The sequence below is a fragment of the Erwinia sp. TECH1 genome (assembly GCF_054057575.1).
The window spans coordinates 3,649,440-3,664,800 of record NZ_JBSRZK010000001.1; the positions used below are offsets into that span (position 1 = coordinate 3,649,440).

Consider the following 15,361-nt stretch of genomic DNA (forward strand, 5'->3'; position numbering starts at 1 on the left):
CCTTTGCGCGCTGGCGGTGCTGTTTTCCCGCTTTTTCCCGCCCGCTGCACGCCCTATACTGCTTGCCCTGGTGCCTCAGTAACAAAGGATGATGTATGCCTGCTTTATCGGCCGAGCAATCGGTAAAATTACGTCCGCTGGAACGCGAAGATCTGCATTTTGTCCACCAGCTGGATAACAACGCCAGCGTGATGCGCTACTGGTTTGAAGAACCTTATGAGGCGTTTGTCGAGCTGTCCGATCTCTATGACAAGCACATTCACGATCAGAGCGAACGGCGTTTCGTGGTGGAGTATGCGGAAGATAAAGTGGGCCTGGTGGAGCTGGTCGAAATCAACCATATTCACCGTCGCGCGGAGTTTCAGATTATTATCGCGCCCGGCCATCAGGGCAAAGGTCTTGCCAGCAAGGCCGCGCTGCTGGCCATGGAGTACGGTTTCTCCGTTCTCAATCTCTACAAGCTTTATTTAATCGTCGATAAAGAGAATAAAAAGGCTATCCATATCTACACCAAGCTGGGATTTGAAATTGAAGGCGAGCTGATCCACGAGTTTTTTATCAACGGCGAGTACCGCAATACCATCCGCATGTGCATCTTCCAGCATCAGTATCTGGCTAAGCACCGCCCGCCGCATACGATGGTTAAGCCCACCGCGCAGTAGCTCCGGCTATCCGGCCCGCCAGCAGCGCGGGCCACCACGTTTTCCGTCAGCCGCGCGCACCGACAGGATTCATAATGATCCGGGCTGGCGGTTCTTCGATGTGGTACATGCCGCCGTTAAATGGATCGACCAGCAGCCAGCCGGGGAAGCCGCCAAGCGGGATATTACCCAGCAGATACCAGAGGTTGGCCTTCTCGTTTAGCGGAATGGTTTGCGGCACGAAGCCCGGCTGCTCCAGCATCAGCAGAAATTTCTTTTTGCCGAAGTAGCTGCCGTCCGATTTTGCCAGCGTCACGGTCTTTGGCGTGTAGCCTTCCGCCACCGCCCGGCCGGTTTCATCCTGCACCACAAATTTTGCCCCTTGTGGCCAGCTCTGAATGCTCACATCCTGGGTTTTGTCGCCCACGATAGTGGCGCATCCGCCAAGCAGCCACGCTGCAAACAGCACCGGTAAAATACGTTTCATAAGCTTTCCTGCCAGGTTAAATAGTGAGAATAGTTGGGCGCAGCGAATAACGCCCGGCGGCTGCGGGCGTTATGGTGCAAAGCTCTGAAGGTATTATCGGCAGCGTTGGGCGATAGCTTTAATATCGGCGGGCGTGGTGCGGCAGCAGCCGCCAATCAGCCTGGCGCCGGCGGCCTGCCATTCGGCAAGGTTATCCGCCAGCGTGCAGGTCGAGGCGTCGCTGTGCCAGCTTTTACTAACGGCATCGTACTGCTCGCCGGAATTGGGATAGACCACCAGCGGCTTCGCGCTCAGCGCGGAGAAAACTTTCAGCGCGGCCGTGACCTTATCCAGCGCGATACAGTTGATCCCCAGCGCCACCGCCTGCGGCTGCGCATCCAAAAAGGCGATGACTTCAGCTAACGGCGTGCCGTCGCTGAGATGTTCGCTGTCGCGCAGCGTAAATGAAAACCAGGCCGGCGTGGCGGGAAACTCTGCCAGTAGCGCGATCAGCGCCTTGATCTCCGCGAAGGAAGGCAGCGTTTCGCAGGCCAGAATATCCGCCCCCGCCGCCACCAGCGCCCGCACGCGCGGCCGGTGGAAAGCCATCATCTCCGCCTGCGGCAGCGCATAGTCGCCGCGATACTCGGAACCGTCGGCCAGAAACGCGCCGTAAGGCCCTACGGAGCCGGCAACCAGCAGCGGCCCGGCCTGCGGCGCGGCGGCCAGATAGTCCTCGCGGGCCTTCACGGCCAGCGCCACGCTTCGGGCAATCAGCGCCAGCGCAGCCGTTTCATCCAGCCCGCGCTGCGCAAAACCCTGCGGCGTCGCCTGATAGCTGGCGGTGATCGCCACCTGCGCGCCCGCTTTAAAGTAGTCGTAATGCACCTGATAAATCAGTTCAGGATTTTCAATCAGCACTTTCGCAGACCAGAGCGCGTCGCTCAGGTCGCAGCCGCGCGCTTCCAGCTCGGTAGCCATCGCGCCATCAAGCACCAGTCCGGCGGCTACCTGCTGTTTTACGGCATCAATCGACAACATGTGGAGTCTCCTTTGCCTGCTCGCGTTTTTGCAGCAGCTGAGTAAGGTAGTAAGCGCCGTAACAGACGGCGATAAAAGGCAGCCCGCAGTAGAGCGCGATGCGCTGCTCGGGATCGAAAGCCAGCCCGACGCAGGCCAGCAGGCAGAGCACAAAACCTAAAATCGGCGTTAGCGGATACCACGGCGCGCGATATTTCAGTTCGGCAAGCGGTTTACCCGCGCGCAGATGCGCCCGGCGGAAGAAAAAGTGCGCGGCGCAGATGCTCAGCCACACGGCCACCACGGCAAAGCCAGAGATAGCGGAAAGCGCGACGAACACCGTATCCGGCGCGATTACGCTGGAGAACAGCGCCAGCAGGCCGCCCAGCATACTGACGGAAATCGCGGTCAGCGGAATGCCGCGACGGGTCAGGCGGGCAAAGCAGCGCGGCAGCGTGTTCTGATTGGAGAGCGACCAGAGCATCCGGCCAGAGGCGTACAGGCCGGAATTAGCGGCTGACAGAATCGCGGTCAGGATAACGAAGTTAAAGATATCGGCCGCGTAAGGGATACCAATTTTCTCAAACACCAGCACAAACGGGCTTTTCACAATGCCGGCCTGATCCATCGGGATCAGCGCGGCCAGGATCAGCACGGTGCCGATAAAGAAAATAATCAGTCGCGCTACCGTGGTGCGTATCGCCAGCGGCAGCACCTTGTGCGGATTTTCCGTCTCGCCAGCGGCAATGCCAATCAACTCGGTCCCGGAGAACGCGAAGTTTACCGCCACCATCGTCATCAAAATTGGCAGCACGCCGTGCGGCAGCCAGCCGTGCGCGGTCAGGTTGTGGAAGAACGGCGCGCTGCTGCCGTCTTTTAACGGAATAAAGCCGAACATCGCGCCTGCGCCGAGCACGATAAATGCCAGAATGGTGATGACCTTGATCAGCGAAAACCAGAACTCCCCTTCGGCGAAGAAGCGGGAAGAGATAACGTTAAGCAGGAAGATAAGCGCGCAGAACAGCAGGCACCAGAGCCAGACCGGCGACTGGGGGAACCAGTACTGCATACAGAAACCGGCGGCCGTCAGGCTCGATCCCAGCGCCACGGTCCAGGTCAGCCAGTAAAGCCACGCCACGGTATAGCCGGTCGCCGGGCTGAGGTAGCGCGCGGCATAAACGTGAAACGCGCCGGTTTCGGGCATCGCGACGGAAAGCTCGCCCAGGCTGAGCATCACCAGATAGACCACCAGCGCGCCAATCAGATAGGCCAGCAGCGTACCCGCCGCACCGGTAGTGGAAATAATATAGCCGGTATTAAAAAACAGGCCGGTGCCGATCACGCCGCCAAGCGAAAGCATTACCAGATGGCGCGCCTTCATGCTGCGTTTAAATTGTTGCGTATTGTCCTGCTGAGTCTGCTGCATCCTGTTATCCGTATAGACGTCTAAACTTCTACATAGGCCAGGTGTTATACCTGGTCTGTGCCGGTAATGCAACGTCAGGAAACGTAAAGCAGCGCTTTCAGCCCGTCAGGCGATCAGTCGAATACGGATTCGAGATAGCGTTCCAGCGCGGCGCGCGAGCTGAAGCCGTGCGGAATACCGTAGTGATCCCGGCTGTCGCCGACCAGGTACATGGGAAACTGCACGTAGTGCTCACAGGTTTTGATTTCGTTCGCGGGTTCCGCAAAGCTGTGGCTTTTTTCCTTCAGCGTGGGATGGATAACCAGCGCGGTGCGTCCCAGACGCGCTTCGCGATTTACGTACACATAGCTGTCGCCTCGGCGATAGCCGTAAGCTTTTGCGGTGACCGCGTCCATTTCAAATCCCGCTTTTTCCAGTACGCGAGCGACCTCATCAGGGCGTAGATACATGCTTAATCCTCTAATACTTGCCAACTCCGTCACCTTACCTTAGCGCCAGGGCGCAGGGCTTTCGGAATTGTCCAGAAACAGGGTGCGCGGCAGCCCGACGCACGAAATATCTCTCTGATAGTCTATAGTAAATAGTCCGTATCATTTCCAGGAGAGCGCTAAATGTTTAACCGGACGACAAAGAACGAAGATATTGATATCAACCAGGACGTCACTCTGCTGGCTGATACCCTTGATGGCCTGCTGAAATCCTACGGCAGCAAATCGAAAGAAGAAGTTGACGATGCGCGCAGCAAAGCGCAGGCGCTGCTGAAAGAAACCCGCGCTAAGCTTAACGGCGGCGGCAACCGCGTGTCTCAGGTCGCTAAAGACGCAGGCGAGCATGTGGATACCTTTGTGCGGGATAACCCGTGGCACGGCGTCGGCATCGGCGCGGCGATCGGCGTTTTCCTTGGCGCGCTGATTGCGACCAGCACTTCCCGCGATTAATTTTACGCCTGTATGCTCTGATCAGTCCCCGCTTATGCGGGGATTGTTATTTCTGCGGGACGGCGAATTCTGCCGGATAAGAGTGCAGAAGTGGCTGCGGCCGGCAAGTTCTGCTGCCACAGTTACACGACATCTTGTTTATGTGGTTTACCGCCCTGCTTTAGCAGCTATATCCAATACCTGCTGTTTTATGACAGCCTTCCCAATAACCTCTTACTGGATATTTCTCGCCCCGCCTCTGCTGGCCATCAGCATCCGGCCTTCGTCATGAATTTATTGCGCCGTACCGCTTGTTTTTTAGCCACGCCGTTTGCCGAATCCCCTTTCAGTTCTGCCATGCAAAAAGCCTGAAATTTTTTTGTCGCGCTAAATCCAGGTGCGGCAAGGCTTTGCCCCGCTTAGTGCTGATAAGCGCACAAGCTATAAGGTTGCAATCGATAAACACCACATCTAGTATTTAATACAGCAACCAACACACAATATATGGTTATGCGGCGTTTCTGCCCGGAAGCTTGTTCAGCAGTCTGTCAGCCTTATCCGTGCCGGAAATCCGCCTACAAAGGGAAATACGAATCATGCGCATTATTATTTACACTAAAGATAACTGTGTCCAGTGCGGCGCGACGAAAAGCGCGATGGATAAGCAGGGCATTGCGTATCAGCTGATCAACCTCGATCGGGATCCCACCGAGCTGGAGACGCTGAAAGCGTTGGGCTATCGCCAGGTTCCCGTGGTGATGGCGGAAGGCGAACACTGGAGCGGCTTCCGCCCCGATAAGATCGCCGCGCTGGGCCGTGCCGTCGCGCAGGGCTGACGCCATGCTGGTCTATTTTTCCAGCCAGTCGGAAAACACGCACCGCTTTGTGCTGCGTACCGGCCTGCCCTGTCGCCGTATCCCGATCGGCGGCCAGCCGCTGCGCGTGGCTGAGCCCTATATCCTGGTGGTGCCCAGCTACGGCGGCGGCACCGCCAAAGGTGCCGTGCCGAAGCAGGTCATTCAGTTTCTTAACGATGTCGATAACCGCCAGGGCATTCGCGGCGTAATCGCCGCCGGCAACCGCAATTTTGGCGAAGCTTACTGCCTGGCGGGCAGCATTATTGCGCAGAAATGCCGCGTCCCGTGCCTCTACCGTTTCGAGCTGCTGGGCACTGAAGAAGACATCGCCAACGTATCCAGGGGAGTAACCCAATTTTGGCAACAACAGAAAGCACACCCATAGCGCCAGCCACGGCCGACTACCATTCCCTGAACGCAATGCTCAACCTTTACGATGCAGACGGCCATATTCAGTTTGAGAAAGATCGTGAGGCGACGCGCCGCTATTTCTTACAGCACGTGCTGCCAAATACGGTAACGTTCAACTCTGTTAGTGAGCGCTTACAATACCTGGTGGCGGAAGGCTATTACGAAGCCGAGGTGCTGAACGCTTATTCTTTTGATTTTATCAATGCGCTGTTTGAGCAGGCTTACCAGCATCGCTTCCGCTTCCAGACTTTCCTTGGCGCGTGGAAGTTTTACACCAGCTATACGCTGAAAACCTTCGACGGCAAACGCTATCTTGAAGGCTTTACCGAGCGCGTCTGCATGGTGGCGCTGACGCTGGCCAAAGGTGACCAGGCGCTGGCGACGGCGCTGGTGGAAGAGATGCTGTCCGGCCGTTTTCAGCCTGCCACGCCAACATTTCTGAACTGCGGCAAGCAGCAGCGCGGCGAGCTGGTTTCCTGTTTTCTGCTGCGTATTGAAGACAATATGGAGTCGATCGGCCGTTCGGTGAACTCCGCGCTCCAGCTGTCCAAACGCGGCGGCGGCGTGGCGTTTCTGCTTTCTAACCTGCGCGAGGCCGGTGCACCGATCAAGCGTATTGAAAACCAGTCTTCCGGCGTGATCCCGGTGATGAAGATGCTGGAGGATGCTTTCTCCTACGCCAATCAGCTGGGCGCGCGTCAGGGCGCGGGCGCGGTATATTTGCACGCGCATCATCCCGATATCCTGCGCTTTCTGGATACCAAACGGGAAAATGCCGACGAGAAAATCCGTATCAAAACGCTGTCGCTGGGCGTGGTGATACCGGACGTGACCTTCCAGCTGGCGAAGGCCAATCAGCCGATGGCGCTCTTTTCGCCTTACGACGTCGAGCGTATTTACGGCCTGCCCTTTGCCGATATCAGCATCAGCGAGAAATATGAGGAGATGCTGGCCGACGAGCGTATCCGCCGCACCTTTATTAATCCACGCGAGTTCTTCCAGACGCTGGCGGAAATCCAGTTCGAGTCCGGCTATCCCTATATTATGTTTGAGGATACGGTTAACCGCGCCAACCCGATCAAGGGAAGGATTAATATGAGCAACCTTTGCTCGGAGATCCTGCAGGTAAATACGCCGACCGAATACCATGAGGATTTAAGCTATCGTCATATCGGCAAGGATATCTCCTGCAACCTCGGGTCGCTGAATATTGCGCATACCATGGATTCGCCTGACTTTGCCCGCACGGTGGAGATCGCGGTACGCGGCCTGACGGCCGTTTCCGACCAGAGCCATATCCGCTCCGTGCCTTCCATCGAAAACGGCAACGCGCAGTCGCACGCTATCGGCCTGGGCCAGATGAATCTGCACGGCTATTTAGCGCGTGAGGGCATCCACTACGGTTCACCGGCGGCGCTGGACTTTACCAATCTTTACTTCTATGCCGTCACCTATCACGCGCTGCGCACTTCTAACCTGATTGCCCGGGAACGCGGCGAGCGGTTTGCAGGTTTTGCGGCCTCTCGCTACGCCAGCGGCGAATACTTTGACCAGTATGTTAATCAGCCCTGGCAGCCGCGCACGCCGGAAGCCGCCGCGCTGTTTGCCAAAGCGGGTATTACGCTGCCTTCGCAAGAGGACTGGCGGCAGCTGCGCGATATGGTTACGCACTACGGCATCTATAATCAAAATTTGCAGGCGATCCCGCCGACCGGCTCGATCTCCTATATCAATCACGCCACGTCGAGTATTCACCCTATCGTCTCGCGTATTGAGATCCGTAAGGAAGGGAAAACGGGCCGCGTCTACTATCCCGCGCCGTTTATGACCAACGATAACCAGGCGTTTTACCGTGACGCCTACGATATCGGGCCGGAAGCGATTATCGATACCTATGCCGAAGCGACGCGCCATGTCGATCAGGGGCTGTCATTGACGCTTTTCTTCCGCGATACCGCCACCACGCGCGATATCAATAAGGCGCAGATTTACGCCTGGAAGAAAGGCATCAAAACCCTGTATTACATTCGCCTGCGTCAGATGGCCCTGCTCGGCACTGAAGTCGAAGGCTGTGTTTCCTGCTCGCTCTAACCTGACCATAAGGGAGCGAAGGCATTCGCTAAAAATATGATGAAACTACAACGCGTGCACGCTATTAACTGGAACCAGATCGAGGACGAAAAAGATCTGGAAGTCTGGAACCGTTTGACCTCGAACTTCTGGCTGCCGGAAAAAATTCCGCTTTCTAACGATATTCCGGCCTGGAACGGGTTAACCCCACAGGAGCAGCAGCTCACCATCCGCGTCTATACCGGACTGACGCTGCTGGACACCATTCAGAACACCGTTGGCGCCCCGGCGCTGATGGTGGATGCGCTGACGCCGCATGAAGAAGCGGTGATATCGAATATCAGCTTTATGGAAGCGGTACATGCGCGATCCTACAGCTCTATCTTCTCCACGCTGTGCCACACCAGCGATGTCGATGCGGCCTATGAATGGAGCGAAAATAATATCTTTTTGCAGCGAAAAGCCGACATCGTGCTGGAACACTATTATTACAGCGATCCGTTAAAAAAGAAAATCGCCAGCGTTTTTCTGGAATCCTTTCTGTTCTATTCCGGCTTTTATTTGCCGATGTACTGGTCAAGCCGCGGCAAACTGACCAATACCGCCGATCTGATCCGCCTGATTATCAAAGACGAGGCGGTACACGGCTACTATATCGGCTACAAATACCAGAAGGCGCTGCAAAAAGAGAGCAAGGCCAGACGCAAAGAGCTGCATCAGTTCGCCATGGAACTGATGCTGGCGCTGTATGAAAACGAGCTGGCCTATACGGCGGATCTGTATGAAGGCCCGGACTGGTGCGAAGAGGTGAATAAGTTTTTGCACTATAACGCTAACAAGGCGCTGATGAACTTAGGTTACGAGGCGCTGTTCCCGCCAGAGCTAACCAATGTCGATCCCGCTATTTTGGCCGCGCTTTCTCCCAATGCCGACGAGAACCACGATTTCTTCTCCGGCTCCGGCTCTTCCTATGTGATGGGAAAAGCCGTGGATACCGAAGATGAGGACTGGAATTTTTGAATAAATGCGGGCGGCTTTTTGGCTGGCCGTCCGCTGGCATTATTTTTATTGATCGGACATTCAATAAAAATTTACTGAAAGATATTCTCCTTTTTTACGTTACTTTATTCCGTCTACAAGCGAAAAATCCCCGCTAAATTACCTCTTCCAGGACGTCTTTTTATAATAAATATCGCACTATTTTCCCTGTCTGAAATTCCTCGTCATCCCTTACCCTTACTGGCATTACCGGAGATGCACGTCTCAGGATCAATTCCGCCAGGCCGCGCAAAGGGTTGCCTCAGCCTGAGAGTGTGTTAGGGTATAGACCGTTCATATTTTACCAGGACCGATTGAAATATAAGAAAATTAACTATTTTTCAGGAATAAAATAATTACATGGCTATTAAACTTGAAGTTAAAAATCTTTATAAGGTTTTTGGGGAAAATCCCGATCGCGCTTTTAAGTATATCGATAAAGGCATGGGTAAAGAAGCACTGCTGGAAAAAACCGGCCTCTCGCTTGGCGTAAAGAATGCCAGTCTGGCCATTGAAGAAGGCGAGATATTTGTGATCATGGGCCTTTCCGGCTCCGGCAAGTCCACCATGGTTCGCCTTCTCAATCGTCTGATAGAACCCACCCGTGGTCAGGTCATTATTGACGGTGTCGATATAGCGAAAATATCCGACAGCGAATTACGTCAGGTGCGCCGAAATAAAATCAGCATGGTGTTCCAGTCATTTGCGCTGATGCCCCATCTTACCGTCTTAAATAATGCGGCTTTCGGCATGGAATTAGCTGGCGTCCCGCTCCAGCAACGGCAGGAAAAAGCGCTGGAGGCGCTGCGTCAGGTTGGGCTGGATAATTATGCCCACGCCTGGCCGGACGAATTATCCGGCGGAATGCGTCAGCGTGTTGGATTAGCGCGCGCGCTGGCCATCAATCCGGATATATTATTGATGGATGAAGCCTTCTCCGCGCTCGATCCTTTAATCCGTACTGAGATGCAGGATGAGCTGGTAAAACTGCAATCCCGCCACCAGCGCACCATTGTCTTTATTTCTCACGATCTGGATGAGGCCATGCGCATTGGCGACCGTATTGCGATTATGCAAGGCGGTGAAGTGATTCAGGTCGGCACGCCGGATGAAATTCTGAATAATCCCGCCAACGACTACGTGCGCACTTTCTTTCGCGGCGTGGATATCAGCCACGTCTTCAGCGCCAAAGATATCGCCCGCCGCAGCGCCAGCGCGCTGATGCGTAAAGCGCCGGGCTTTGGCCCGCGTTCGGCCATCAAGCTGTTGCAGGATGAAGACCGCGAATATGGCTACGTGCTGGAAAAGCAAAAGTTTGTCGGCGTGGTCTCTACCGATTCGCTGAAAGCTGCGCTGGCCGCAGGCAACGGACTGGATCAGGCTATTTTGCCCGCGCCTGTCGCCATGCCCGGCGATACGTCGCTTAACGATCTGCTGTCGCATGTCGCACAGGCCCCCTGCGCGGTGCCCATCGTTGGCGAAGATAATCACTATATCGGCATCATTTCCAAAGGCATGTTGTTACAGGCATTAGATCGTGAAGGGAGCCAGCCATGAGCACACCAGTAACCGACCCGTGGCAGAGCGCATCCGCCGCCCCTTCTGACGTCACGCCAGCCGCTGACGCCGCTTCAACCAGCAGCGCAGATGCCTGGGGAACGCCGGGCGGTCACGATGCGGCGGCCAGCAGCAGCGACTGGTTAAGCAGCACGCCAGCCCCGGCGCCGGAGCATTTCAGTCTGTTCGATCCTTTTCACAAAACGTTGATCCCGCTTGATAGCTGGGTAACCAGCGGGATCGACTGGATCGTCAGCCATTTCCGTCCGCTGTTCCAGGGCATCCGCGTGCCGGTTGATTATATCCTCAGCGCTTTTCAGCACTTCCTGCTGGGGATGCCGTCGCCCGTCGCTATCGTGCTGTTTGCGCTGATCGCATGGCAGATATCCAGCTTCGGCATGGGCGTCGCCACGCTGATTTCGCTGGTTATTATTGGCGCTATCGGCGCCTGGTCGCAGGCGATGGTGACGCTGGCGCTGGTGCTGACTGCCCTGCTGTTCTGCATGGTGATTGGCCTGCCGCTGGGGATCTGGCTGGCGCGCAGCGATAAGGCCGCCAAATTTATCCGGCCCCTGCTGGATGCCATGCAGACGACGCCCGCGTTCGTCTATCTGGTGCCGATCGTGATGCTGTTTGGCATTGGCAACGTGCCCGGCGTGGTGGTGACCATTATCTTCGCCCTGCCGCCGATTGTGCGCCTGACCATTCTGGGCATTAAACAGGTTCCGGCTGATTTAACCGAAGCCGCCGAATCCTTTGGTGCCAGCCCGCGCCAGATGCTATTTAAGGTGCAGCTGCCGCTGGCGATGCCGACCATTATGGCGGGCGTTAACCAGACGCTGATGCTGGCGCTGTCGATGGTGGTGATCGCCTCGATGATCGCCGTTGGCGGCCTGGGTCAGATGGTGCTGCGCGGCATCGGCCGTCTTGATATGGGGCTGGCCACCGTCGGCGGCGTAGGCATTGTTATCCTCGCCATCATCCTTGACCGCCTGACGCAGTCCGTTGGCCGCGACAGCCGCAGCCGCGGTGCCCGTCGCTGGTATGCCAGCGGCCCGTTAGGCCTGATCACCCGTCCATTTATCCACTAATCCTGCCTGCTGGCGGCGTTACGTCGTCGCCAGCCTCCGCCTTTTGAATAACAAGGATCTTCTATGCGTAAGACAGCACTGTTAGCCGCCGCATTCTCCACGCTGGCCCTTCCGGCTTTTGCCGCCGATTTGCCTGGTAAAGGCATTACCGTTAAACCTATTCAAAGCACCATTTCGGAAGAAACCTTTCAGACGCTGCTGGTCAGCCGCGCGCTGGAAAAGCTGGGCTATACCGTCGATGAGCCAAGCGAGGTGGATTACAACGTCGGCTATACCTCGCTGGCCGCCGGCGACGCCACCTTTACCGCCGTCAACTGGCAGCCGCTGCATGACGATATGTATAAAGCGGCAGGCGGCGACGCGAAGTTCTATCGTCAGGGCACCTATGTGCAGGGCGCGGCGCAGGGCTATCTGATCGATAAGAAAACCGCCGAAAAATATCATATTACCCGAATCGACCAGCTGAAAGATCCTGAGCTGGCGAAGCTTTTCGACAGCAACAACGACGGCAAAGCGGATCTGACCGGCTGTACGCCAGGCTGGGGCTGCGAAGCGGTTATCAACCATCAGATCAAAGCCTACGGCCTGAGCAATACGGTTGAACACAATCAGGGCAACTATTCGGCAATGATTGCCGATACGATTTCCCGCTTTAAAGAAGGCAAGCCGATCCTTTACTACACCTGGACGCCTTACTGGGTCAGCGACAAGCTGGTACCCGGTCGGGATGTCGTCTGGCTACAGGTGCCGTTTTCCGCCATGCCTGGTGAGCAAAAGGCTCTGGATACTAAATTGCCGAACGGCGCTAATTACGGCTTCCCGGTGAACAGTATGCATATCGTGGCGAATAAGGCCTGGGCTGAGAAAAATCCGGCGGCGGCTAAACTGTTTGCCGAAATGAAACTGCCGCTGGCGGATATCAATGCGCAGAACGCGCGTATGCAGCAGGGTCAGTCCAGCGAAGCGGATATCAATGCGCACGTCAACGGCTGGATCAAAGCGCATCAGGCGCAGTTTGACGGCTGGATCCACGACGCGCTCGCCGCCGCTAAATAAAAACCCGCTTGATACAAGGGAAAGCGCACGGCCGGCTAGCCATCATATAGCTATGTGGAAGCACGCGGCCATAGCCATGTGGAAGTATGCGGCCCGTCTGCCACGATATAGCTATGTGAAAGAACGCGGCCATAGCCATGTGGAAGCATGCGGCCCGTCTGCCACGATATAGCTATGTGAAAGAACGCGGCCATAGCCCTGTGGAAGCATGCGGCCCGTCTGCCACAATATAGCTATGTAGAAGAATGTGGCCGGTTAGCCACGATATAGCTACGTGAAAGAACGCGGCCCGTTTGCCACGATATAGCTATGTGAAAGAAGATAATCGGTTTGCCGTGCCCCGCGTCGTTTCCGGCGCGGGACACGCGCCCTCTTCTCTCGTTTCCCTGGCTACAGCGTTGCGGTAAAAGTTCCCTTTCCGCTTTCGGCGGCAATCCGCGCCAATTGTAAATAATTCTATAAATAAAATAGTTTTTCAGGTTACTATCAAGCTATTCTTCTTTTTAAATTTCTGATTATCACCATGAAATCCCCTCAGCACGGTCTTAGCTCTGCCCTTGTTGCCCTGATGTCGATCGCCACCGGCCTTTCCGTTGCCAGCAACTATTATGTGCAGCCGCTACTGGAAACCATCGCGCGCGCTTTTTCTCTTTCCGTTAACGAAGCGGGGTTTATCGTCACCACCGCACAGCTTGGCTACGCCGTCGGCTTACTGCTGCTGGTACCGCTGGGCGATATGCTGGAGCGCCGGGCGCTGATTGTGGTGATGAGCCTGCTGGCAGCGGGCGGCATGGTGATCACCGCGCTTTCCACCAATATTGTCTTTATGCTGCTGGGCACGGCGCTGACCGGGCTGTTTTCGGTGGTGGCGCAGATCCTGGTGCCGCTGGCGGCCACGCTGGCCGCGCCGGAGAAACGGGGTAAGGTCGTCGGCACCGTAATGAGCGGACTGCTGCTGGGCATTCTGCTGGCGCGCACCATTGCAGGCGGTCTGGCACAGCTGGGCGGCTGGCGCACCGTTTACTGGGTTGCCAGCGCGCTGATGGTACTGATGGCGCTGGCGTTATGGCGCTATCTGCCGCGTTATAAGCAGTCGGTAGCGCTTAACTATCCGCAGCTGCTGCGCTCAATCTTCACGCTCTATTTTACTACGCCGATCTTAAGAACCCGCGCGGTTATCGGCTGCCTGGCGTTCGCCAACTTCAGTATGCTGTGGACCTCAATGGCTTTCCTGCTGGCTTCGCCGCCTTACGGTTTCTCGGAAGGCGAAATCGGCCTGCTTGGGCTGGTGGGCGCTGCAGGCGCGCTGGCGGCACGTCAGGCGGGTTCGCTGGCAGATAAAGGTAAGGCTCGCCTGACCACCACCGTCGGCCTGCTGATCCTGCTGGCCTCATGGGCGATCACCGCGATGGGCGGTCACTCGCTGACTGCGCTGGTTATTGGCATTATCCTGCTCGATTTGGCCGTACAGGGCGTACATATTACCAATCAGAGCGTGATCTACCGCGCTATGCCGGAGGCGCGCAACCGTCTTACCGCCGGTTATATGACCAGCTATTTCATCGGCGGCGCCGCCGGTTCGCTGCTCTCGGCCGCCGCCTATCAGTACGCTGGCTGGCACGGCGTCTGCGCGGTGGGTGCTTTCATCACCGTGCTTAACCTGTTGAGCTGGTGGCGAGGCTCCCGTTACGAGCTGACAACGGATTAACCCGTTGATAACGTATTGCAACACTTTCAGCGCCGCCGCCCTGTTAAGCGTTTACACAGTCTGGTATGGTTAGCCTGACACTTATTCAGGTTAGTTACTTTTTCGATTGAAACTATTAAATTCTTAACGGTACAGCATCCCTTGTTACGCAGGCGCTATGCGGAATTTTTTTCGGCTATAGCGTAGCAATAATGGGTAACCGGCCCCGCGCTGATTACCCCGGCCTGCTGGCAGGCGATTGGGTTTGACGTTTTTTGGCAGCCCACTCCCGCCGGTTTGCCGTTTTCGCCCGACCTCCGGGTTCGGGCATGACAGGTAGAACCTGTAGCAGCGCCCCGTTCCGGCGCTGCATAACGCCCTGGGTTATGGAGTGACCTGGACATTAGAGATGGCGTTGGCTGGCCATGCCAGCCGACAGACACGACATTATATCGCCGTCGTTACAATACCAGTTGCAACTTATGAGGTTCCCCCAGATGGAAAGTTCGTTTGCCCCCATTGAACAGATGCTGAATTTCCGCGCTAACCGTCAGAAAGATTTCCCTTTACAGGAAATTATGCTGACGCGCCTCTGCATGCATATGCAGAGCAAGCTGCTGGAAAACCGCAACAAAATGCTCAAGGCACAGGGGATTAACGAGACGCTGTTTATGGCGCTGATCACGCTCGACGCGCAGGAAAACCACAGTATTCAGCCTTCAGAACTCAGCTCCGCGCTGGGCTCGTCCCGTACTAACGCCACCCGTATCGCCGATGAGCTGGAAAAGCGCGGCTGGATCGAACGCCGTGAAAGCGATAACGATCGCCGCTGTCTGCATCTGCATTTAACCGAGAAAGGCCATGATTTTCTGCGCCAGCTGCTGCCGCCGCAGCATCAGTGTCTGCAGCTGCTCTGGTCCGCGCTCAGTCCGGCAGAAAAAGGCCAGCTGGAAGGCATAACGCGTAAACTACTGACGCGTCTGGATAAAATGGACGAAGACGAGACGATCGCCGCCCTTTCTCGCTAAGCTTTCCCGCAATAGCATATTGTGCGACACAACCGCCGCCGCTTATCGCTATTTTAGCCGCAACCCAACTGATGCCAGCGCTTTTGCGCTGGCATT

16 protein-coding genes are annotated in these 15,361 nt (G+C 56.0%); 12 read left to right on the plus strand and 4 right to left on the minus strand.

The genetic code is table 11. The annotated features are described in order from the left end of the window. The first annotated feature begins 95 nt into the window (after window positions 1–95). Window positions 96–662, plus strand: coding sequence for a spermidine N1-acetyltransferase (speG, locus tag ACVWZ0_RS17140; protein ID WP_253459083.1), 567 nt, complete (start codon window positions 96–98; stop codon window positions 660–662). Window positions 663–708: 46 nt separating this feature from the next. On the opposite strand, the gene ACVWZ0_RS17145 is transcribed toward speG, so the two are convergent. The 4 genes from ACVWZ0_RS17145 to ACVWZ0_RS17160 form a co-directional block, all read right to left on the minus strand. Further along, window positions 709–1,128 (minus strand): hypothetical protein, encoded by a 420-nt coding sequence (locus tag ACVWZ0_RS17145; RefSeq protein WP_125289397.1) that lies wholly within the window; start codon window positions 1,126–1,128, stop codon window positions 709–711. 93 nt (window positions 1,129–1,221) lie between these two features. After that, complete coding sequence (gene mmuM / locus ACVWZ0_RS17150) at window positions 1,222–2,148, minus strand: homocysteine S-methyltransferase (protein WP_253459080.1); 927 nt, start codon at window positions 2,146–2,148, stop codon at window positions 1,222–1,224. Continuing rightward, the gene (mmuP, locus tag ACVWZ0_RS17155; protein ID WP_253459077.1) at window positions 2,135–3,553 is read right to left on the minus strand and encodes an S-methylmethionine permease; all 1,419 of its coding nucleotides are present in this window, start codon (window positions 3,551–3,553) and stop codon (window positions 2,135–2,137) included. The genes mmuM and mmuP overlap by 14 nt, the downstream gene beginning before the upstream one ends. Window positions 3,554–3,666: 113 nt before the next feature. After that, window positions 3,667–4,002 (minus strand): DUF2002 family protein, encoded by a 336-nt coding sequence (locus ACVWZ0_RS17160; protein WP_125289393.1) that lies wholly within the window; start codon window positions 4,000–4,002, stop codon window positions 3,667–3,669. Between the two features lie 162 nt (window positions 4,003–4,164). Here ACVWZ0_RS17160 and ACVWZ0_RS17165 point away from each other — a divergent pair, with 162 nt between their 5' ends. The 11 genes from ACVWZ0_RS17165 to mprA all read left to right on the plus strand — a co-directional run bounded on the left by ACVWZ0_RS17165 (window position 4,165) and on the right by mprA (window position 15,265). Then, entirely contained in the window at window positions 4,165–4,491 is a 327-nt protein-coding gene (locus tag ACVWZ0_RS17165) for a DUF883 family protein (RefSeq protein ID WP_125289392.1), read from the plus strand. Between the two features lie 90 nt (window positions 4,492–4,581). Beyond that, complete coding sequence (locus tag ACVWZ0_RS17170) at window positions 4,582–4,842, plus strand: hypothetical protein (RefSeq protein ID WP_253459074.1); 261 nt, start codon at window positions 4,582–4,584, stop codon at window positions 4,840–4,842. Between the two features lie 224 nt (window positions 4,843–5,066). Continuing rightward, window positions 5,067–5,306, plus strand: coding sequence for a glutaredoxin-like protein NrdH (gene nrdH, locus ACVWZ0_RS17175; protein WP_125289391.1), 240 nt, complete (start codon window positions 5,067–5,069; stop codon window positions 5,304–5,306). 4 nt (window positions 5,307–5,310) lie between these two features. Next, a complete protein-coding gene (gene nrdI / locus ACVWZ0_RS17180; protein WP_125289390.1) occupies window positions 5,311–5,712 on the plus strand; it encodes a class Ib ribonucleoside-diphosphate reductase assembly flavoprotein NrdI in 402 nt (133 codons plus the stop codon). Next, complete coding sequence (nrdE, locus tag ACVWZ0_RS17185; protein WP_253459071.1) at window positions 5,685–7,829, plus strand: class 1b ribonucleoside-diphosphate reductase subunit alpha; 2,145 nt, start codon at window positions 5,685–5,687, stop codon at window positions 7,827–7,829. Before nrdI ends, nrdE begins: the two co-directional genes overlap by 28 nt. A gap of 39 nt (window positions 7,830–7,868) precedes the next feature. Then, window positions 7,869–8,828 carry a class 1b ribonucleoside-diphosphate reductase subunit beta gene (gene nrdF, locus ACVWZ0_RS17190; RefSeq protein ID WP_253461242.1) on the plus strand — a complete coding sequence of 320 codons (960 nt, stop codon included), beginning with the start codon at window positions 7,869–7,871 and terminating at the stop codon, window positions 8,826–8,828. 378 nt (window positions 8,829–9,206) lie between these two features. Beyond that, on the plus strand, window positions 9,207–10,403 hold the full coding sequence (proV, locus tag ACVWZ0_RS17195; RefSeq protein WP_253459069.1) for a glycine betaine/L-proline ABC transporter ATP-binding protein ProV: 1,197 nt from the start codon (window positions 9,207–9,209) through the stop codon (window positions 10,401–10,403). Beyond that, a complete protein-coding gene (gene proW, locus ACVWZ0_RS17200) occupies window positions 10,400–11,494 on the plus strand; it encodes a glycine betaine/L-proline ABC transporter permease ProW (protein WP_253459066.1) in 1,095 nt (364 codons plus the stop codon). Before proV ends, proW begins: the two co-directional genes overlap by 4 nt. A gap of 63 nt (window positions 11,495–11,557) precedes the next feature. Then, on the plus strand, window positions 11,558–12,550 hold the full coding sequence (proX, locus tag ACVWZ0_RS17205; RefSeq protein WP_253459063.1) for a glycine betaine/L-proline ABC transporter substrate-binding protein ProX: 993 nt from the start codon (window positions 11,558–11,560) through the stop codon (window positions 12,548–12,550). A 523-nt stretch (window positions 12,551–13,073) separates the two neighbouring features. Next, window positions 13,074–14,258 (plus strand): MFS transporter, encoded by a 1,185-nt coding sequence (locus ACVWZ0_RS17210; RefSeq protein WP_253459059.1) that lies wholly within the window; start codon window positions 13,074–13,076, stop codon window positions 14,256–14,258. 476 nt (window positions 14,259–14,734) lie between these two features. Beyond that, the gene (gene mprA / locus ACVWZ0_RS17215; RefSeq protein WP_253459056.1) at window positions 14,735–15,265 is read left to right on the plus strand and encodes a transcriptional repressor MprA; all 531 of its coding nucleotides are present in this window, start codon (window positions 14,735–14,737) and stop codon (window positions 15,263–15,265) included. Window positions 15,266–15,361 lie beyond the last annotated feature (96 nt).